This is a genomic window from Paenibacillus sp. J22P165 (assembly GCF_059692015.1).
In genome coordinates this window covers 44,459-65,313 of sequence record NZ_JCAUAP010000012.1, presented here as the reverse complement: position 1 = coordinate 65,313, position 20,855 = coordinate 44,459, and the positions used below count along the sequence as shown (strand labels likewise).

19 protein-coding genes and 1 riboswitch are annotated in these 20,855 nt (G+C 44.9%); of the genes, 13 read left to right on the top strand and 6 right to left on the bottom strand.

The window, feature by feature from the left end; translation table 11 throughout:
- Positions 1-32: 32 nt before the first annotated feature.
- Positions 33-1,034, bottom strand: a complete 1,002-nt coding sequence (locus tag AC58QM_RS27705) for a protoglobin domain-containing protein (RefSeq protein WP_497288027.1) — start codon at positions 1,032-1,034, stop codon at positions 33-35.
- Between the two features lie 104 nt (positions 1,035-1,138).
- Positions 1,139-1,279, bottom strand: coding sequence for a YqzM family protein (locus AC58QM_RS27700; protein ID WP_497288026.1), 141 nt, complete (start codon positions 1,277-1,279; stop codon positions 1,139-1,141).
- 210 nt (positions 1,280-1,489) lie between these two features.
- Here AC58QM_RS27700 and AC58QM_RS27695 point away from each other — a divergent pair, with 210 nt between their 5' ends.
- From AC58QM_RS27695 to uvrC, 3 genes are all read left to right on the top strand, one after another.
- Positions 1,490-1,873 carry a MerR family transcriptional regulator gene (locus AC58QM_RS27695; protein ID WP_497288025.1) on the top strand — a complete coding sequence of 128 codons (384 nt, stop codon included), beginning with the start codon at positions 1,490-1,492 and terminating at the stop codon, positions 1,871-1,873.
- Positions 1,874-2,032: 159 nt separating this feature from the next.
- A complete protein-coding gene (gene trxA, locus AC58QM_RS27690) occupies positions 2,033-2,347 on the top strand; it encodes a thioredoxin (protein WP_497288024.1) in 315 nt (104 codons plus the stop codon).
- Positions 2,348-2,463: 116 nt separating this feature from the next.
- Entirely contained in the window at positions 2,464-4,362 is a 1,899-nt protein-coding gene (gene uvrC, locus AC58QM_RS27685; protein WP_497288023.1) for an excinuclease ABC subunit UvrC, read from the top strand.
- On the opposite strand, the gene AC58QM_RS27680 is transcribed toward uvrC, so the two are convergent.
- The gene (locus AC58QM_RS27680; RefSeq protein WP_497288022.1) at positions 4,322-5,962 is read right to left on the bottom strand and encodes a CPBP family intramembrane glutamic endopeptidase; all 1,641 of its coding nucleotides are present in this window, start codon (positions 5,960-5,962) and stop codon (positions 4,322-4,324) included. The genes uvrC and AC58QM_RS27680 overlap by 41 nt on opposite strands.
- A gap of 207 nt (positions 5,963-6,169) precedes the next feature.
- Here AC58QM_RS27680 and AC58QM_RS27675 point away from each other — a divergent pair, with 207 nt between their 5' ends.
- Genes AC58QM_RS27675 through AC58QM_RS27665 form a run of 3 tightly spaced genes read left to right on the top strand, consistent with a single transcriptional unit; the run spans position 6,170 to position 9,009 of the window.
- On the top strand, positions 6,170-7,522 hold the full coding sequence (locus AC58QM_RS27675; protein ID WP_497288021.1) for a TrkH family potassium uptake protein: 1,353 nt from the start codon (positions 6,170-6,172) through the stop codon (positions 7,520-7,522).
- A 13-nt stretch (positions 7,523-7,535) separates the two neighbouring features.
- Positions 7,536-8,198, top strand: coding sequence for a potassium channel family protein (locus AC58QM_RS27670; RefSeq protein ID WP_497288020.1), 663 nt, complete (start codon positions 7,536-7,538; stop codon positions 8,196-8,198).
- Between the two features lie 55 nt (positions 8,199-8,253).
- The gene (locus AC58QM_RS27665) at positions 8,254-9,009 is read left to right on the top strand and encodes a response regulator transcription factor (RefSeq protein WP_497288019.1); all 756 of its coding nucleotides are present in this window, start codon (positions 8,254-8,256) and stop codon (positions 9,007-9,009) included.
- Between the two features lie 9 nt (positions 9,010-9,018).
- On the opposite strand, the gene AC58QM_RS27660 is transcribed toward AC58QM_RS27665, so the two are convergent.
- Positions 9,019-9,915 (bottom strand): LysR family transcriptional regulator, encoded by an 897-nt coding sequence (locus AC58QM_RS27660; RefSeq protein ID WP_497288018.1) that lies wholly within the window; start codon positions 9,913-9,915, stop codon positions 9,019-9,021.
- 277 nt (positions 9,916-10,192) lie between these two features.
- Here AC58QM_RS27660 and AC58QM_RS27655 point away from each other — a divergent pair, with 277 nt between their 5' ends.
- The 7 genes from AC58QM_RS27655 to AC58QM_RS27625 all read left to right on the top strand — a co-directional run bounded on the left by AC58QM_RS27655 (position 10,193) and on the right by AC58QM_RS27625 (position 18,181).
- Complete coding sequence (locus AC58QM_RS27655; RefSeq protein ID WP_497288109.1) at positions 10,193-10,849, top strand: succinate dehydrogenase cytochrome b558 subunit; 657 nt, start codon at positions 10,193-10,195, stop codon at positions 10,847-10,849.
- 16 nt (positions 10,850-10,865) lie between these two features.
- Positions 10,866-12,629, top strand: coding sequence for a succinate dehydrogenase flavoprotein subunit (gene sdhA, locus AC58QM_RS27650; protein WP_497288017.1), 1,764 nt, complete (start codon positions 10,866-10,868; stop codon positions 12,627-12,629).
- Positions 12,630-12,631: 2 nt separating this feature from the next.
- Positions 12,632-13,396, top strand: a complete 765-nt coding sequence (gene sdhB / locus AC58QM_RS27645) for a succinate dehydrogenase iron-sulfur subunit (protein ID WP_497288016.1) — start codon at positions 12,632-12,634, stop codon at positions 13,394-13,396.
- Positions 13,397-14,066: 670 nt separating this feature from the next.
- Positions 14,067-14,177, top strand: a riboswitch (guanidine-I (ykkC/yxkD leader).
- Between the two features lie 65 nt (positions 14,178-14,242).
- Entirely contained in the window at positions 14,243-15,262 is a 1,020-nt protein-coding gene (locus AC58QM_RS27640; protein ID WP_497288015.1) for an ABC transporter substrate-binding protein, read from the top strand.
- A 22-nt stretch (positions 15,263-15,284) separates the two neighbouring features.
- Positions 15,285-16,103 carry an ABC transporter permease gene (locus AC58QM_RS27635; RefSeq protein WP_497288014.1) on the top strand — a complete coding sequence of 273 codons (819 nt, stop codon included), beginning with the start codon at positions 15,285-15,287 and terminating at the stop codon, positions 16,101-16,103.
- A 1-nt stretch (position 16,104) separates the two neighbouring features.
- Entirely contained in the window at positions 16,105-16,923 is an 819-nt protein-coding gene (locus AC58QM_RS27630) for an ABC transporter ATP-binding protein (protein ID WP_497288013.1), read from the top strand.
- A gap of 169 nt (positions 16,924-17,092) precedes the next feature.
- A complete protein-coding gene (locus AC58QM_RS27625) occupies positions 17,093-18,181 on the top strand; it encodes a LacI family DNA-binding transcriptional regulator (RefSeq protein WP_497288012.1) in 1,089 nt (362 codons plus the stop codon).
- Here the strand turns inward: AC58QM_RS27625 and AC58QM_RS27620 are convergent.
- Together AC58QM_RS27620 and AC58QM_RS27615 are read right to left on the bottom strand one after the other, a co-directional pair.
- Positions 18,164-19,144, bottom strand: coding sequence for a cation diffusion facilitator family transporter (locus AC58QM_RS27620; RefSeq protein WP_497288011.1), 981 nt, complete (start codon positions 19,142-19,144; stop codon positions 18,164-18,166). The genes AC58QM_RS27625 and AC58QM_RS27620 overlap by 18 nt on opposite strands.
- A 471-nt stretch (positions 19,145-19,615) precedes the next feature.
- Positions 19,616-20,713, bottom strand: a complete 1,098-nt coding sequence (locus tag AC58QM_RS27615; RefSeq protein ID WP_497288010.1) for a LacI family DNA-binding transcriptional regulator — start codon at positions 20,711-20,713, stop codon at positions 19,616-19,618.
- Positions 20,714-20,855 lie beyond the last annotated feature (142 nt).

Below are 20,855 nucleotides of genomic sequence, written 5' to 3'. Positions count from 1 at the left end.
AAATTTAGCTGTAGTTTATACATCTACAATTTTTATTTTTTCAATTTCTCAAGCTCAGCAGTAATTTTCTCGATCATTTGGACAAACGAGGTAAGTTCCTGTGCACTTGCAGCTTGTGTTCGTGCATAGTGCGTCGTTTCCTCGGAGCCTTTTCGAACCAACTCCAGCTTCTGTGTGATCAGCTTGAGTTTCGCTTGAATTTGATCAAGGGCTTGTCTGGAATTAGCAGCCAACTTGCGCACTTCGTTTGCAACGACCTCAAAACCTCGGCCAAATTCGCCGGAATGAGCAGCCTCAATGGCGGCATTCAATCCGAGAAGGTGAGTTTGTTCGGAGATTTCCTTCATGACAGAGCCCATCTTGGCAATGTCTTTAATTTCGTCATTCAGCTCATCGATGCGCGTATTGGAAAGATCTTGGGATTCAGCTGTTTGAATAGCCGTATCTGCAACGGTTTGACTGCTGCTGCCAAGCTCAACCATCATGGATGCGAGCTCTTGAACTGCGCTGGAGATCGTTGTCAGCATGTGACGCTGTTCGTCAGCGAGTGTTTGTATTTTTTGCTTCTCGTCATGTTCATAAGCTTCAAGGACAAGCTGGGAATCTAGATTAAACATTTTGCTTAATGCATAAATAACTTGGGCCCAATCATCTGGTAAAATCTGTTTGAAATGCGCAGTAGCTAAGTCTGTATATTTGAGATAAGTGCCTAGATACCACGAAGTGGTGAGACCGATGCGGGAATGAACATTGCCGATATAAAGACGTTTGGATATAAATTCGTCATCAATTACGCCAGAAGTCATGGACATGAAATACCAACGTTGTGTTTCTTTTAGTCGATCTAGTGTACTGTGTTTCTCAATCAGTGCCCTGAGCTCTGGCCAATTAATAATATCTGCGTATAATTCATCAACAAGCTGATCGACGATGAGTTGGAATGCTTCTGCTTTGCTTTTCAAAAGCTGTAAATCCTCATTCTTAAGGCCGATGTATGTAATGAGTTTCTGACGTTCTGACTGCACTTTAATCATGGATAAATGATTCCCCTTTAAAAATGATGCGTACAAAATTGCAGGAAAAAAGCCACTTCACAACAGAGTGCAAAGCGGCTTTTCATTAAAATTCTTACCTATTCCTAATTCATCACTTGGATGACAGTAGCAATGACTGCAATGACGAACAATGCGCCAAAGAATACGCCAAAGCCAATGCCTACGTCCATGAAATCATTACGTGGTTCTTCGTACACGTGATGCTCAGGGTGTTGATTGCTCATGTGGTTACCCCCTAACGTCCGACATTCATATTAGTAAGCCTAGTATACCCAAATTCGTCGAAAGTTGTAAAGCTAATCAAAGTGACAATTGTGCAAACAATTGCAATAACGAGAAGAATGGGTAAAATACTTCTTGACTCTGACATTAGTGTTATGGTTTACAATAAAGACATCCCTCCAACATGTAGGAACAGGAAAGAAGTGAAGGCCATGCGGATTAGTGAGCTATCCAAGCTTACCGGAGCAAGTATTCGGTCCTTGCGCTACTACGAAGCCAAAGGGCTGATTGCAACACAGCGTGAAGAGAATGGGTATCGGGTCTACAATCAGATGGTTGTCGAGCGGGTAAAGACGATTCAATTTTATTTGACCCTCGGTTTTACGACCGAACAGATTGAAAGCTTTCTGAACTGTGTGATGAAGAATCAAGAGTCACTTTGTGATGATTTGCTGCCTCTGTACACCGAGAAACTGCAAGAAATCGAGAAACAAATGGAGATGCTGCAGCTGCTCCAGGCGAATCTCAAGGATCGTATTTCCTATATTGAGGAACAGCGACGCCAAGGGCTGCCTGTTGAATTACCCTCCATATAGACCAAAGGATACCCGGTTTGCTAACTTATGGCTTGGTTGAAAAGGCCTATGAGTGTGGTATACTTTGTATGTTGACGTGATGCGAAGCAAGTTAAGTGACTAACTTAATCTTACTTTTCACCTTATAAATCAAATTCATTCTTAGAAGGAGGAACTATCATGGCAATCGTGAATGTTTCTGACAACAGTTTTAAAGCAGAAGTTGAAGGAGAAGGTACAGTACTTGTAGACTTCTGGGCACCTTGGTGCGGACCTTGTAAAATGATCGCTCCTGTATTGGAAGAGCTAGATAAAGAAGTTGAATCTTTGAAAATCGCAAAAGTAAACGTGGATGACAACCCGGAATCCGCAGCTCGCTTTGGCGTTATGAGTATCCCAACGTTGATCGTTTTCAAAGACGGTCAACCGGTTGACAAAGTGGTTGGTTTCCAATCCAAAGAGGCGTTGAAAAACGTTGTTTCCCGTCACCAATAAGAAGTGACCGTTACAAACTAGAAACAATTGTTCGTGAGAAAAAGCTCTTTTTCTGCTATGCTGAGAAAGAGCTTTTTTTCATTCGCGATGATTTTTTCTGGAAGGAGATTTAGAGGATGACTGACTTCGAGCAAGAGGACGTTGACGTCCGCGAACAGAGTCTGGAAACGATCCGGCACAAGCTATCTTTATTACCCGATAAGCCGGGCTGTTATATTATGAAGAACCATCAAGGCACCATTATTTATGTAGGTAAGGCTAAAGTATTGAAAAATCGTGTGCGCTCCTATTTCACGGGGAGTCACAGTGCCAAAACGCAAAAGCTAGTCAGCGAAATTCGCGACTTTGAATATATTATTACCTCCTCAAACATGGAGGCACTCATTCTCGAGTGTAATTTGATTAAGCAACATCATCCTCGATATAACGTGCTGCTCAAGGATGATAAGACGTTTCCTTATATCAAAATTACACATGAGGAGCAGCCGCGTCTGGAAGTCACGCGGCGAGTGTACAAGGATAAGGGGAAGTATTTCGGCCCTTATCCGAATGCTTTCGCAGCCCAGCAGACGAAGAAGCTGCTGGATCGGTTGTATCCGCTGCGCAAGTGCAAGACCATGCCCGATAAAGTATGCCTATACTATCACATGGGTCAATGTCTTGCGCCTTGCGCTTTAGAAGTATCCGCGGAAACGAATGAGCGGATGGTGCAAGAGATCAGTCGTTTCCTGAACGGGGGACACGACATCATTAAAGAAGAGCTGACGACCAAGATGTTGGCGGCAGCGGAGGAACTGAACTTCGAACGCGCGAAGGAGCTGCGCGATCACATCATGAGCATCGATGCGCTCATGGAGAAGCAGAAGATCACGACGGCCGACGCGCTGGATCGCGATGTGTTCGGCTACGCCGTCGACAAAGGCTGGATGGCGGTGCATATCCAGTATATGCGCCAGGGCAAGCTCATCGAGAGGCATGTATCACTCTTCCCTTACTACGGCGATGAATACAACGATTTCATGACGTATGTCACACAGGTGTACGCGGATAATCCGGCGTTACCGAAGGAGATCTTCCTGCCGACGATGCCAGAGCCAGATTCGCAGCAAGATCCATCGGAAGAGGTTGTTCGACGCACCGAGGGTGACGAGAAAGAGATTCGCGAAGCCTTGGAAGGTTGGCTCAAGGTGAAGGTGCATATGCCGCAGCGCGGGCTGAAGAAGCAAATGGTCGATATGGCTAGAGACAACGCGGTGAATGCTTTGGACGAGAAATTCCGACTTGTTGAACGCGATGAGCGTCGTACGACCAAAGCTGTAGAGAACCTCGGCGAATGGCTCGGTATTGGCACGATTCGCCGCATTGAGGCGTTTGATAACTCGAACATCCAAGGGACGAACCCTGTTTCAGCCATGGTTGTATTCGTTGATGGTAAGCCTGATCGCAAGGAATACCGGAAATATAAAGTGAAGACGGTCGTTGGACCGGATGATTATGAAACGATGCGGGAAGTCGTCAGACGACGCTATGAGCGCGTTCTGAAGGACAATCTTACGATGCCAGACTTGATTGTTGTCGATGGGGGGAAAGGGCAAATCTCCGCCGCGATTGACGTTCTCGAGAATGAATTGGGCTTATATATTCCGATTTGCGGACTTGTGAAAGATGCGAAGCATAAGACAGCTCAGCTGATGATCGGTGATCCTGCCGAGATTGTTCCGTTGCCGCGGGACAGCCAGGAGTTTTATTTGCTGCAGCGCATTCAAGATGAAGTCCATCGCTTCGCGATCACGTTTCATCGGGAAACGCGGGCCAAATCGATGGTCGTTTCACAGCTCGATGCCATACCGGGTATTGGCGAGAAGCGTCGTAAAGCGCTCCTCAAGCATTTTGGCTCCGTGCGCAAAATAAAAGAGGCCGAAGTCACGGACTTCAAGCCTCTTGGAATTGGTGAGAAATTAGCAACTGAAATTATCAAAGCACTTCAAGGCGAGGCGGCGGCTCCCCAGGAATAGGGGGCTTTCGCCTTTTTCCATGCAACCAGGCCAAGGTTACCCCAACAATTCCGGGGAGTAATAGATACAAAAGGCCAGCAAGTACATCGCCAATGTTACCTAATGAGAAGAGGGACAAGCCCATCAGAATGCTATCCATGCAGGCATGGGCGAATATAGCGGTGATGAACCCATACTTCAAGAAGACATAACCGAGAATGATACCGATGATCGTAACCTCGATGAGTCGCGTGTATACCGGATATATTGGATACTGCGTATGACTAGCCGCCCAGATTACACTAGGAAGCAGGATCGCAATGAAGTTGTTGCGGAATAGCTTCTTGAATAGAATAATGCCTAGAAAACGGAAAGTTGCCTCCTCCGAAATAGCTGCAACCCACGCCATCAACGGGAATAATCGAGGCTCGAGCATATTGAGTACAGAATCTGTCGGATCATTTACAGACCACACATCGAATTTCATCTCACCTGCATAAAATAAGACTTGCTGAACACCCAGGACGAAGATAGCTAACAAATAGCCGCGTCCCATTCCGTCATATACCTCCTGGCCAAACCTATGTTCTTTCCAACTAGGCCATTTATTCTGACCAATTGAGTTCCAAAGGCCAATCCCTGCGACCAAAGAAAGATAGAGCGAAATCCCTAAAAGAAGTGTGATGGCACTCATAAATATGATCGTAAACCGTACAGCGAAATCACTGTTCATATCCCCGCTCATTACTCGGAAAGCCGGATACATATTCACATTGTTCATGATATAAATGACTAAGAAGATGGTTGTTAGGAGCAAACCTCTGCTGAATCGGATATGTTTTCTATAGATAATGGCAAAAACGATGGCAGCAAGCGTCATTAACAAGCTGAAACCCATGGAAACCCACGTCATGCGTGAAGCGGAATCGTCTTGCTTGGTAAGCCAATCTAAGTGAGAAGCAGGAAGTTCGAAGTTAACTTGAAAGCCAGTGAGAGTCGTCTGATCGAAATCCACGCGAACCTGAAGCTTAGCCTCGCCGATCGGATTCGTGCGTTTTTCGAAGTGAAGTGTTGTTTGTTCCTCTGTCGAATCATTTCTGGTTTCATCTACTTGGCTGAAATCCTCTGGATCAAAGCCCATTTGACGAAGCTCGACCTTTGCTAGCGTATCTGCTTTCGTCTTACTAATCGATGAGGATTGCCTTGTGGGATTAATTTCTAGATTTTCATGCCAGCCGATGATGGTTGAAGTCGTATAATTCACATCAACTTCAAACTGACGTTTAGTTGCAGGATCCTTTACACTAACTTGATAATAGTCAATTGGGAACCGTTCCCCGTATTGTTTCGTATAAGTTTCTAGTAATTTCTCTTTTTGAAAATAGCCGTTTCGTTCTTTTTTAGATTGATAGACAACGTAAGTTTGTGGATTATGCAGCTCGTAGCGCTGCCGAATGAAGGACGCCGCACTTTCTGCTGCTTGTTGTTTGGTGATTGTGGGCATGTCCGCTGCGGATGCTTCTTCTTCTTGTAGTCCATACAACATTGAAACACCGAAATAAAGGAGCAGTCCAATACAAGACAAGAAGAGCAGAGAACGATTAAATTTCAGCCTGCGCATAGTCAATTCCCTTCTGAACTCAGGATTCTCGATCATTTCTCAACGTTAACACAGTTTATTAAGAATGCCAATTTGGCTGGTAAACATTCGGAAACAATTATATAATACCTATCAATTGCTAATTGGCGGAATTTCTACATTTGAACGGGGAACTCTATCGTATAGGCAAAGCGGATTTTGATTATTTTTACATATGCAGGAGGCACGATGAATACAAAACTGAATATATGGCGACTAACACCTCCTCAAATATTGGTTTTAGGTTTCGCTGTTATTATTCTTATTGGAGCGGGGCTATTGACGCTGCCTTTTGCCTCGGCGACAGGTCAGTCCTTGTCCTTTATTGATGCGCTATTTACTTCCGTATCAGCCACGACGGTGACAGGGTTGATTGTCGTAGACACGGGTAGTTCATTTACAACGTTTGGACAAATAGTCATCATTTCTTTGATTCAAGTAGGCGGGCTTGGTTTTATGACAATGGCCACACTAGTCGCTTTTGTTTTTCGGAAAAGAATCACTTTGAAGGAACGACTTGTCCTGCAGGAAGCCTTAAATCAAGGCAGTATGGAGGGTATAGTACGGCTAATTCGCAAAGTTATCATTTATTCGTTAACCATTGAAGCGATTGCCGCAGTCATTTTTACCATTCGATTTTCGTTTGATTTTGGTTTCGCCAAAGGGCTCTATTTCGGGATATGGCATGCGGTATCCATGTTCAATAATGCGGGCTTTGATTTGTTCGGTACAGTCGACGCTCCTTTCGTTTCTCTTACCGGATATGTGGGTGACATTGTAGTGAACTTTGTCGCTATCATGCTGATTATCCTAGGCGGGATCGGGTTCATCGTTATTTCCGATATGATGGATCTTCGTAAAAAGAAGAAGCTATCCTTGAACTCCAAAGTTGTTCTAAGCATGAGCGGATTACTACTGGTTGTTGGTGCACTTGGTATTTTTATATTCGAGTTTACAAATATCAGAACCTTAGGTTCCTTAGAATTTGGTTCCAAAATGCTATCATCCTTCTTCCAATCTGCAGCTACAAGGTCGGCTGGTCCGAATACCGTCGATATTGGTGCGCTGCGTCAAGCCTCACAATTTCTTATGATTATTCTTATGTTTATTGGTGCTTCACCAGGATCTACCGGCGGGGGGATAAAGACGACTACGTTTATGATTCTCATCAGCGCAATTATCACAATGATCCGTGGAAAAGAAGATATTGTTATTTTCCGGTATCGCTTAGCGAAAGATCGCATTCTTAAAGCCATTACGTTAACCATGATGTCCTTATTCTTAGTTATTATCGTCACCATGATTTTATCAACAATACAAGATTCGTCCTTTATCAAAATTTTGTTCGAGGTTACATCCGCATTCGGAACGGTGGGCCTGACTATGGGATTAACGCCGGAGTTAACGTCATTTGGCAAGGTGCTAATTAGTATAACGATGTTTGCAGGACGTCTTGGAACCGTCACACTAGCCTATGCGCTGCAACCGAAACAGGAGAAAGAATTATTTAGATACCCTGAGGGGAAAATTACGATTGGATAGGGGTTACAGCAAGATGAAGAAGAATCAATACGTGGTAGTAGGGCTAGGCAGATTCGGGTCAAGCCTTTCTAAAGAATTAATGAAGCTTGGACATGAAGTGTTAGGGATTGACATGGATGAAGAAGTTGTGAACGATATGAGTGATCAGCTGACACATGCGGTTGTCGCGGATGCTACTGATGAAGATGTACTCAAATCTTTAGGTATTCGTAATTTTGATTGTGCCGTCATCGCCATTGGGGATGATATTCAATCCAGTATTTTGACAGCCATTGTAATGAAAGATTTAGGGGTTAACCAAGTGGTTGCCAAGGCGTTATCCGAGCTTCACGGAAAGGTTCTAACGAAACTAGGCGTCGATCGCGTCGTCTATCCGGAACGTGATATGGGCATTCGTGTAGCCCATCAGTTAGTGACCCCGAATTTATTGGATTACATTGAAATTTCGAAGGACTATACGATTGTTGAGCTGAAGGTACCGAAACGTTTGTGTGGTTTTACGATTCAAGAGTTGGATCCGCGAGCGAAGTATGGTTGCAGTGTTGTGGCGATTAATAAGCAGACAGGGGTTATCATTGCACCGCAAGCAGGTGACAAGGTGAATGAGAACGACATCATGGTTATCATTGGAACGAACAACCAGATTAATGATTTTGAAAGTCAAGTTATCGGCTGATCACACACATTCCATGTCCTGCAGCAAGTGAAATTTTGATGAAGGTGGACAACGCATGTATAAGGTACTCATGATCGAAGATGATGCGATGATCGGTGATATGGTCACGATGTATTTGAAAGAAGAGGGTTTTCATATCATCCGTAAAGAGAACGGGTTGAGTGGAATCGCGGCGATCCCGCAATTTCAACCAGATCTAATTCTGTTGGATTGGGTACTGCCAGACATGGACGGACTGGCGATATGTCGACAGGTTCGTGAAAACTCAAGTATACCGATTATGATTGTTTCGATGAAAAATAAAATCGTGGAACGTGTGAATGCGTTAGGTGCCGGTGCGGATGACTTCATGTGCAAGCCATTCAGTATGCATGAATTGATTGCCAGGGCTCATGCGCTTATACGTCGAGCTAAGATGTATCCATCCATGAACCAGCTTCAAGCGGCACAGTCGGAACCACGAAATGTGAACGAAGTTGAAGTGCCTAAAGCGGCTACGGTATCGGCTGTTATGGATAAACACGATAAAATAACTCTGAATACAAATACGCGTTCTATGAGTGTGTACGGCGAGATCGTAGAAACGACCTATTCCGAATTTGAGATTATGAAATGCTTCATCAACAACCCTGGGCGCGTGTACAGTCGGGAAGATTTATTGCAGACGGTTCGCGGTTTTGACTCCTTTGTAACGGATAGGGCGATTGATGTACATATTGCGAATCTTCGGAAGAAGATTGAAGATAACCCCAAAGAGCCGAAATGGATTCGGACCGTTTGGGGTGTTGGTTATAAATTCGTACGCATGTAATTGGTGGAGCTAGCGGTGTTTAGCGAAGTATTTGATAGCTTGGGCGACGAACTTCATGGATTCTGCATTGTCAGCAGAGTGATCGGAGTAGATGAGTGAGGTTGTTCGTTTCGTTTGTTCCAGTTCCTGGAGTTCTCTCAAAATTAGTTCATTATTCTGAATTAAATCTTCACGCAAATAGGATTTGGGTAATAATGTCGCTGTTTTGCAAGTGGAAACGAGCCGGATAATCGCCTCGAAGGAATCAATCTCCATTTGAACATTAGGGAAGATCGTGAAACGATTGAATAGCTCGTCCATCAAAATGCGGTACCAAGTCCCTTTCGAAAAAAGGATCATCGGCAATTCATTTAAATCTTTCATTGTAATTTCCGTCCGATCGATTAAGGGATGACCGGATGGGAGCACTAAGCAGAGATGATCATCGAACAACGGCTCACAATGGAGACTTGTCGCATTAATTTGAGAAGCAACAATGCCGAGATCCACTTTGTTATCCTTTACTAGGGAGACAATCTCATGGGTTTTGCCAGTTAGCAGCTTAATATCAGTCAGTGGATAATCCTGCAAGTAATCGGTGATCAGATCAGGCAGTGTAGCTTGGAGTGTTGTAAGTGAAGCGCCGATGGTCAGTGATGAAGTGCTGCCCGCGGCTTTAAAGCTATGGAGGGCTTGCTTGAATTTTCGTTCAAGAAGACGTTTCTCCAAGGCATGATCATAGCAGAGTTGCCCCGCTTTGGTTAACTCCAGTCGTTTCCCCTTCCGGATAAAAAGCTCCACGCCAAGCTCATCTTCCAGCTTCATAATTTTTCGTGAAAGTGCAGGTTGTGAAATGTTTAATAATTGTGACGCTTTGTTAAGACTGACTTGTTCGACAACAATGGCGAAAACATCTAATAGCTCCATACGTTTACCTCACCTCTATATGTGAAATAGTTATAAGTAGATATAAAAAAACGGCACTTCCATTATAAGCATGAAAGAGGTACGATGTACATGTCACAAATTATCTATATTTCGTGAACCTTTGTGTATAATCATTGAATGAATTGGCAAAATAGGCGTGGATGATTATGGGTTGACGCTCGTTTGCGGCGAGAGTACAATGATATGTGGCTTGTTTTTGTCAAAACTTGTCGGATGTTAGTTGTGTTTGAATTTTGTTGAGGGGGGAATTGGTTACATTATGAGTAATTCGTATTACTTTCGTAAGATCCACTCGTTACTAGGTGTCATTCCGGTGGGCTTCTTCCTTATTGAGCATTTGCTCACTAACTATGAAGCTACCAAAGGACCTGAAGCCTTTCTGGATCAAATTAACTGGTTGAACGATTTACCGTTGAGATTGTTATTGGAAATCGTGGGGATTTGGCTTCCACTTCTTTACCATGCCGTTTATGGACTTTATGTAGCCTATCAATCACGCAATAACGTATCTAGCTACGGGTATTTCCGTAATACGATGTTTATGTTGCAACGTGTGACAGGGGTACTTACTTTCTTGTTCATTGCATGGCATCTATTTGAAACTCGTATTCAGGTTGCGTTAGGCAATGTAGCGCATGAGGCGCTCGGGAACACGATGCATGATATTGCAACGAATCCAGTTGTTTTCACGCTATACCTGATTGGGATTGTGTCCGCAACTTTCCATTTCACGAACGGCCTATGGTCATTCTTTGTGAGCTGGGGTATTACGGTTGGACCGCGTGCGCAACGCTTTTCGACTATCATAACAATGGGCTTGTTCGTTCTAATGACGGTGATGTTTATTATGTCATTAACTGCGTTTACAGGTACAGAATTTTCAGTTCCAGTAGAAGCGCATACGGGGAAATAAGGGAGGGTGAACAGAAGTGGCTAATTCAAAAATCATCGTCGTCGGCGGAGGCCTTGCGGGACTCATGGCGACAATTAAAGCGGCAGAGGCCGGAGTTCATGTGCAATTGTTCTCCTTGGTTCCTGTTAAACGTTCCCACTCCGTATGTGCGCAAGGCGGCATTAACGGTGCGGTGAATACGAAGGGTGAAGGTGACTCCACATGGGAGCACTTTGACGATACAGTTTACGGGGGAGATTTCTTAGCGAATCAACCTCCAGTTAAAGCATTATGCGACGCGGCTCCAGGTATCATTCACTTGATGGACCGGATGGGCGTTATGTTTAACCGTACACCAGAAGGTTTGCTTGATTTCCGTCGTTTCGGTGGTACGAAATATCACCGTACAGCATTTGCTGGTGCAACGACAGGACAACAACTTTTGTATGCTTTGGATGAGCAAGTACGTCGTTGGGAAACAGCAGGTCTCGTAACGAAATTCGAACACTGGGAATTCCTTGGTTCAGTTATTGATGACGAAGGCGTATGCCGTGGTATCGCCGCACAAGATTTGCGCAGCATGGAAATTCAAACGTTCCCATCAGATGCAGTCATCTTGGCAACAGGTGGTCCTGGTATCATTTTCGGCAAAACAACGAACTCCGTTATTAACACAGGTACAGCTGCAAGTGCGGTTTATCAACAAGGTGTGAAATATGCTAACGGTGAAATGATTCAAATTCACCCAACGGCGATTCCTGGAGACGACAAGCTGCGCTTGATGTCCGAATCTGCACGTGGTGAGGGCGGTCGTATTTGGACATACAAAGACGGTAAGCCTTGGTACTTCCTTGAAGAGAAATACCCAGCGTACGGTAACCTTGTTCCTCGTGATATTGCAACGCGCGAGATCTTCTCCGTGTGTATTGATCAGAAACTAGGGATTAACGGCGAGAACATGGTTTACTTGGATCTTTCTCATAAAGACCCGAAAGAGCTTGATATTAAGCTCGGCGGTATTATGGAAATTTACGAGAAGTTCATGGGCGACGACCCGCGTAAAATTCCAATGAAGATTTTCCCAGCTGTTCATTATTCGATGGGCGGCATGTGGGTTGACTATAACATGATGACGAACGTCCCTGGTCTATTCGCAGCGGGTGAGTGTGAGTATCAGCATCACGGTGCAAACCGTTTGGGCGCGAACTCTCTTGTTTCTGCTATCTATGACGGTATGGTTTCAGGTCCTAAAGCGGTTGAGTACATTCGCGGTTTATCCAAACATGCGGATGATACGTCATCGATCATCTATGACCGTGAGAAGAAACGTCATACAGATCGTTATGAAAGCTTGCTCAAAATGAACAACGGTACGGAGAATGCGTACGTACTTCATAAAGAGCTTGGTGACATGATGAATGCGAACATGACAGTTGTGCGTTACAACGATCGTTTGACAGAAACGATTGGCAAGATCAAAGACTTGAAAGAACGTTATAACAACATCAACATCACTGATACAGCGCGTTGGAACAACCAAGGTGTTGCGTTTACACGCCAGCTTTGGAACATGTTTGAGCTTGCTGAGGCGATGACTGTTGGTGCCTTGATGCGTGATGAGAGTCGTGGTGCGCATTATAAGCCTGATTTCCCAGAGCGTGATGATGATAACTTCATGAAAACGACAATCGCAGACTGGACGCCAGATGGTCCTAAGATTTCGTATGATGAAATTGATGTATCGTTGATTAAACCTCGTAAACGTGACTACTCCACGGAGAAGAAAAAGGAGGGATCCTGATCATGGCGGAGACACTAAGCGCAACGAAAACCGTGAAGTTTATCGTGACTCGTCAAGAGAGTCCGGATTCTAAACCGTATACAGAGGAGTTTGAAGTTCCTTATCGCGCGAACATGAACGTGATCAGCGGTTTGATGGAAGTTCAGCGTAATCCTAAGAATGCGAATGGCGACAAAACAACTCCGGTATGTTGGGAATCCAACTGTCTAGAGGAAGTGTGTGGCGCTTGTTCCATGGTCATCAATGGTAAGCCGCGTCAAGCTTGTTCCGCACTAGTAGATAAGCTTGAGCAGCCGATTCGTGTAGCACCAATGAGCACATTCCCTGTTATGCGTGACCTTGTTATCGATCGTGGACGCATGTTCAACGCGTTGAAAAAGGTTAAAGCATGGGTTCCAATCGACGGAACATACGATTTGGGTCCTGGACCGCGTATGGCCGAGTCGAAGCGTCAATGGGCTTATGAGTTGTCCAAATGTATGACATGTGGCGTGTGTTTGGAAGCTTGTCCGAACGTAAACGACAAAAACTCGTTTATCGGGCCTTCCGCATTGTCCCAAGTTCGTCTCTTCAACGCTCACCCAACAGGTGAGATGAACAAAGACGAGCGTTTGGATACGCTGATGACAGATGGCGGTATCGAAGGTTGTGGGAACTCGCAGAACTGCGTACGCTCCTGTCCGAAAGGTATTCCACTTACAACGTCGATCGCAGCGTTGAATTTGGACACAACGAAGCACTTGTTCAAGAAATGGTTAGGCGTGTAAGTTAAGTTGCGCTGACAGATAAAAGCCTGGCACCCTTTGGGGTGCCAGGCTTTTTTTTGCGGCGGAGTGTGTCCTTATTCATCGGTCTATTGGCACTATCCCTTTGGCTCAGAAGAAAAGGTTGCTGAATATTGGAATGAAATTTGTAACCTGAGCGAAGGGGATAGTAGAGATAGTGAGAATGAATAGGTGTATATTACGTCAGTCGGTGCCGGGAATCGGTACACAGATACTCTTGTCGAGTATTCACGTCTCGGAACAACAAAAAGACCTGAGTCAGACACTCAGGTCATCTTCATCATGTGTAGAGGTTAGTGAGCTGCGGGGCTTGACACGCTTACACTTGCATCATGATTATTTATAGGGGAAATCAATTGAGGGTGCTGGGAAGAATGATACGGTGACGTGAGTTCGACATAATGGAGGGAAGATGCCTCATCTACTACACGTGCCGCTGTAGGTTGATTGTGCTTCTTATCTAACATAAGAATGTGAAAATGAATCGAATGCATCACAACACCTCCGAGTAACTCACTTATATGTTATATAATATTACGTAAATGACTATTTTGACAATCTATTATTTATTTATGTTATATATATTGACATGATTGACTAATCTCAGTATGATATAGACAAAAGTAAGACAACGAAGAAACAACCGCATAGCAAACTTGTTTTCTAGGGTTCCGCGATAGAATGAAGGCTATCGGTCAGGTCCAAGAGAAGACACACGATGAGTAACTCATCGTGCACACGGAGGGATAAAAGCCCGGGAGGATATCAGGATATGATATCATTCCGGGCTTTTTCCTTATCATTTTATACAGAGAGGGAGTTCGGAGAATGAGACAAAAAACAATATTTCTGATGTTGGCGGTATTATTAACTTTTACAGTAATCAGCGGGTGTGGCAGCAAAGAAGCAAGTACGTCAGCAGGAGGCAGCAAGGAGCCAATTAAGTTGGCGCTTAGTCCATGGCCGGGCTGGTTCGTGTGGTACCTCGTGAAGGAGAAGGGCTTTTTTGAGAAGAATGGCGTGAACGTGGATCTGGTCTGGTTCCCTGTATACAGTGACTCCTTATCCGCACTCGCTTCAGGTAAAGTGGATGCAAATAGTCAAACGTTGAGCGATACACTAGCTCCAGCAAGCAAAGGTATTAAACTGAAAGCTGTGCTGGTTAATGATAACTCCAATGGCGGCGACGGTGTGGTCGTGAAGCCAAGTATTAATTCTTTGAAAGATTTGAAAGGTAAGAAAGTGGCGACGGAGCTTGGAACGGTCGATCATCTTCTCATGCTGACAGCGCTTGAGAAAGCAGGATTAGCAGAGAAGGATGTCTCTTATACGAATATGACAGTCAACGATGCAGGGCCAGCGTTCATAGCGGGCAATCTGGATGCTGCGGTACTCTGGGAGCCATTCCTAAGCAAAGCCATTCAAGAGGGAAAAGGGAAGCTGCTCTTCTCATCCAAGGATACACCTGGATTAATCCCAGATTTGCTCGTGTTTAAAGAAGAAATTACGAAGAATCGTCCAGACGATGTGAAAAAGATCATTAACGCTTGGTTCGATGCTTTGGACTACTGGAAAGCCAACCCAGAGGAGTCTCTAAAAATTATGGCCAAAGCCGCAGAGACGCCTGTCGATGAATACAAGGCTGGTGTGGATAGCGTGAAAATTTTCCAACTGGAGGATAACGTCAAAGCTTTCGCCAAAGCAGATTCCTATGAGTCCCTAGCCTTTACTTCTGTGAAAACAGCCGAATTCTTAAAAGGCTTGGATATGCTAAGCACAATACCGAAAGCGGAAACCTTCTTGGACGGCCATTTTGTTGAGGAAGTCATGAAGGAACGCAAGAAATAAAGGCTGAACAGGAGGACTGCAGATGGAATCACAGCTGAAAAAAAGACGCAAGTCCACATTGTTTGCCATACGAGGTGAGATAAGCCATAGAGCCTACTTGTCTGGTGTCGTACTTATCGTTGCCGTTGTCTTATTATTCTGGAGCGTAATGAGCTACGGCGAATTCGTAAATCGCACCTTCCTTCCAACGCCTGACCAGGTACTTCGGCAGTTTGGGATTCAATTACAGAACCCCGTATTCTGGGATCATGTTTGGATTAGTATTTTCCGAGTTGGCGGTGGATTCTTGCTTGCTTGTTTAATCGGGATTCCACTCGGGATATTGGCGGGAACATTCCGGTTTGCTGAGGCATTGTTCGTACCTGGCGCTGAATTCATTCGGTATATGCCTGCGACGGCATTCATTCCTTTGATTATGGTATGGGCGGGGATTGGCGAATGGGCGAAAATTCTCGTTATCTTCTTGGGATGCTTCTTCCAGCTGATGCTGATGGTTGCAGACAATACACGGTCGGTGTCCAATGATCTGCTGCAAACCTCTTATACACTCGGTGCGAAACGGTGGCAGGTGATCGAAAAGGTGCTGATTCCAGCACTATTGCCAGATTTGATGAACACGCTGCGCTTAATCATTGGGTGGGCATGGACGTATCTGGTAGTAGCTGAGTTAGTTGCGGCTAGCAGTGGTCTTGGATTTTCGATTATGAAGGCGCAGAGGTTTCTGAACACGGATCAAATTTTTGTAGGCATTATTGCGATTGGATTGCTGGGCTTATTAACGGATCGCACATTTGCATATTGTCATAAGCGGTTTTTCCCATGGTTGGAAGGAGGGCGTTAAGATGGAAGCTTTGAATCTAGTAGATAACAGCGTGCCCTCTTCTGGGAAAAGTGCAGCCGTGCGTAAAATAGATGCTGTCGAGGTTACGAAAGTATACAGTTCGAAGAAGTCGCAGTTCGTCGCTTTAGATCGTGTATCCTTTCATGTAGATGCCCATGAATTTGTTAGTTTCGTTGGTCCTTCTGGCTGCGGGAAGTCATCTTTATTACGTATCATTGCTGGTTTGGAGCCCTTGACGATGGGGGATTTGAGTATCAATGGTCATGAAATTGAGGGTCCAGGTGCCGATAGGGGTATGGTTTTTCAGAGCTATACATTGTTTCCTTGGTTATCCGTGCGAGAGAATATCGAGTTCGGCTTGACGCTGAAGGGGGTTCCTTTATTCGAAAAGAGAGCCATATCCGATCATTTCATGGAGCTTGTCGGTTTGCAGAAATTCGCAAAATCACTGCCGAAGGAGCTGTCGGGTGGCATGAAGCAGCGGGTTGCCATCGCGCGAGCGTTGGCGAATAATCCGGATGTGCTGCTGATGGATGAACCGTTTGGAGCACTCGATCCGCAAACCAAGAATGCCATGCAGGAGTTGTTACTGCGCATTTGGGAAAAGGAGAAAACGACGGTTGTTTTCATCACGCACGATATCGAGGAAGCCATCTTTTTATCGCAACGGGTGTATGTGATGCAGGCGCATCCTGGAACGATTCGCAGTGAGATTGTCATCCCGCACGGACTGCGGCATGTGGAGGATGTGAAGGACTCGGAAGCTTTTGTGAAGCTGAAGAAGCAGATCATCTCGTTGATTGGGCATCACGACGAGTAAGCGCAGCAGGGGCACCATTAGCAGAATGATCTGCATGTGGTGCCTTTATTTTGGTTGTGTGGTGTCGAGAAGCGTTATGTAGGTGCAGCAGCGAAGGTGAAGGGCGATTTGACGAGCAATAAGCTTCTAGCTACAATATGTTTAAGCGTTTCAAGAATGAGGGCATGGGATGAAAAAAAACAAACAAGCTACCATCGTCGATGTTGCCACTGAGGCAGGTGTGTCCATTGCGACGGTGTCGAATGTGATTAATCGCAGAAAAGTTCCAATGTCACCGGAAACGATCCGCAAAGTCGATGAAGCCGTTGCGCGGTTAGGTTACCGTCGGAACGTGATGGCGACCAATTTGAGCCGGCGGCGCTCGAATGAGTTGGGGCTAATTCTCCCGCATTTTGGCGGGTATTATGGCAGATTTGCAGAAAAGCTGGAACAGAGGTTTCACAGCTATGGCTATCATTTATCCGTGTTTTCAGCAGCAGGTATGGACCCTGAGGTTGAGACCCGGCATATTGAGCATTTATTACAACGGCGTGTGGACGGCTTGGTTTCACATGGTTTGGCTATCAGTATGCATTCCACGCAGCAGTTGGTCGGCGAAGGTACGCCGCTCGTCATATTTAACGGCTGGGGCTGGCCGAATGAGATTACGAAGCTGGCGGTAAATCTGGATTTCGCCAAGGCGTCAAGTCAGGCAGTACAATACTTCCTTGAACATGGCTGTCGAGCCGTCTTCTATGCAGGCAGACGTAAGGGAATGGGCGCCAATGAGCAACGGATTGAAGGTTTTCTAGCTGGGCTAGGCGATAAAACAGAGTCAACCGTGCATGCACTATTGGATGCTGGTGAGCTAGGAGTATCAGGCACCTTAGAGGAAGCCTTGCGTGTGAGCGGCGAGTTACGGCCTATTGGTATTTACACATTCAATGATGCCCTAGCGTTGGAGCTGATTGCTGAATGCCATGCGCGAGGTATCCGGGTTCCTGAGGACGTGCAGCTTATTGGGATGGATAATGAGCATTTCGCCAAAGCGAGCTTTCCGTCCATTACGAGCTTCGAGATGCCGGTGGAATTGCAAACTCGTTTAGTCGCGGCTTTCCTCATGCGGCAGATGGGGGAAGAGCTGGATGAGGAAAGTGTGAAGCAGCTAGATTCGTATTTAGCCCAGATGAAGGGGCACGAGCTACTCATCGATATGGAAATGGTTGTGCGGAACTCGACGCAGAATGAAACAAACCGTACATCACTTCGGGAGAAGTGATGTACGGTTTGTTTGTTGTTTTATTTGCTTTTGCTGTCGCAGAAAGTCTTTCCCGTATGTGCCATGCGGATTAATTTCGGCGTGCTCGACTTGAATCGTGGCATGCTCGATGCCGTACTTGCTTTTCAACGTTTCATTAATGGCCAGAATGACGCAGAACGGTTGAATGTTCGGGTTAATGAACACGTGGGCAGTCAGCGAATAATGGTCGGTCGAAACCGCCCAGAGATGCATTTCATGCACATCTTCTACGCCTTCTACCTTCGCGATCACGGAGCGGATTTCATCTAAATTAAACCTTTCAGGGACAGATTCCATCAGGATCATGAAGGATTCTCGGATAATTTTGCCCCCACCTGTAAAAATAATGCCCCCAATCACCATCGAAATCAGCGGATCGAACCAGAGAAGGCCAGAGTAATATATAACAATGGCTGATAGGATAACGCCAACAGAGCTTAGTAAGTCACCAAAAAAGTGCCACAGCGCGCTCTGCACATTCAGGTTATCTTCCTCCTTAACGCTGTTATGGAGAACTAATGTGAGCACGAGGTTAACGACGAAACCAATGGAAGCAATGCCAAGCATTAGTCCCAATTGAATAGGTTGAGGATGGATGACACGCTGAACGCCTTCAATAAAAATACCCAACGCGATGATACAAAGTGCTAACCCGTTCAAAAACGATGCGATAATCTCAAAGCGCAGAAATCCAAAAGTGAAGCGGGCGTTGGGCTGACGCGTTGCTAAATGTATGGCCACCATACTTAGACCAAGTGCAATGACGTCTGAAATCATATGGGCAGAATCGGACAAAAGAGCAAGGGAGTTCGAGAGCACCCCACCGACAATTTCAACAATAGTGAAAAATGCAGTTAACATAAGGGTAACCCACAGGGTTTTTCTTGACTTACTTTGTTCTTTCACATGATGGAGATGATGGTAGTCATACTCGACGCTCATAGGGTTCCTCCTTATTTAGAATTATTCTAATTAATATATATTTAGTATATGCCACATAGGTGAAAGGTGCAACTAAAATAGTGGGAGGATTTTGCAAATAATAAAGCGTTTTCTATTTTGTAACAGAAATGAAATATTCCTGTTATGGTTCCATAATGTTCACTTGGTAATATAATAAACAAGACCCCCTTTTTAATATAAACTTTTTAGAACCCGGCCCCGTTGGCTGGGTTCCTTTTTTTGTCTTTGGCGTGGCTAAAAGCATGAATAGAGGATCTAGAAAAGAAAAAAGAGAGCTTTCGCCCTCCTGAATGTTCCATTGCGTGGTAATCATGAACAGTGCTTGTGTGCATTCACACAAGCACTGTTTCTATCGTTAGTGGACGAAGCGCATGGCTCGGCGGTACACGACACCGATGTGCGCTTCGCGCCCCCAGACGATGACCTTGGCGTCTGGCCGTGGTAGTCAGACTACGAAGACACAGGTGTAGTTATATGCCTAGTGGTGCTGTCGCGGATGACCAATTCAGGTTTTTTGGGCATTTCGATGGTAATAGGCTTTCCTTCGATTCTCTGTAGGAGAAGATCAACAAGTTTGAAGTTGGACCAAGTAATGTCATAACATACGTTCGTTAGGTTTGGGCGTAGGCTGCGGAAAAAATCAGAAGGACCAAAGCCAATGACGGATACATCCTGAGGCACACGGTATCCATAATCCGTAAAGAAATTCAGGGCTGCGACGGTTGTAATCTCGTTGGATATCATAAGGGCAGACGGCTTTTGGGTTTGGAACAATTGATAGATTGCGTTATAGCTTTGTTCCATTTGCCCTGGAAGGGTCACGATCATCTCGTCTCTAAATGGCACACCGTAATTTTCCAGAGCTTTTTTGAAGCCGTTAATTCTGTCGATATTAAAAGATAAGACATTGCCTCGAACAATCCCGACGAGGAACCGAATGTCCGTATGGTTTAAATCAAGCAAATATTTGGCAGCCATATATCCGCCTTCAAAATCATCGGAGGATACATAATAGCGATCTTCGGGATTGTCGGAGTATTTCATGTTGAATACATAAGGAATTTCGGCTTCTTCCAGCAGGGCAGTCAACGTGTCATTGTGAGAGGGGCTAAAAATGATGAAGCCATCGGCCACTTGATTTTTAATAACTTCGAAAAAGGAATGAGAATCACCCTCCGCAGAGGTGATGATCAAAATATTATAGCCCTCATGGTGGGCTTTTTCGGTCAAAGCTTTGAACTGCGCCTGGAAGCCTGCGTTAAACATAATCTCGCTGAAACTATTCTGACTAATGACCAAACCGAGTATGTAGCTTTTGCCAGACTTGAACATGCGAGCCGCTTTATTCGGGATATAACCGAGACTTTCAATAGCTTCGAGTACGATTTGTCGCGTACGTGGTTTGACAAGCTCGGACTGATTCAATACCCTGGATACGGTTGAGGTAGTTACTTTCGCCTTTAAGGCTACATCATGGATTGTGGGCTTTTTAATTGTAACTCTCTCCTTATAATAAAAAGTAGAATTATTTAATGTAATCGTTACCATTATATCAGGTTTTTGTGACTTTTATATCTTTTTTTATTAAAATTATTTGCAGAAATCTCGTTGACATACCTCGAAAGTAGGATTAATATTGGATATGTAACTGCTTTCATTCTTTGTTTACCAAAATGGCAACGGTACCATT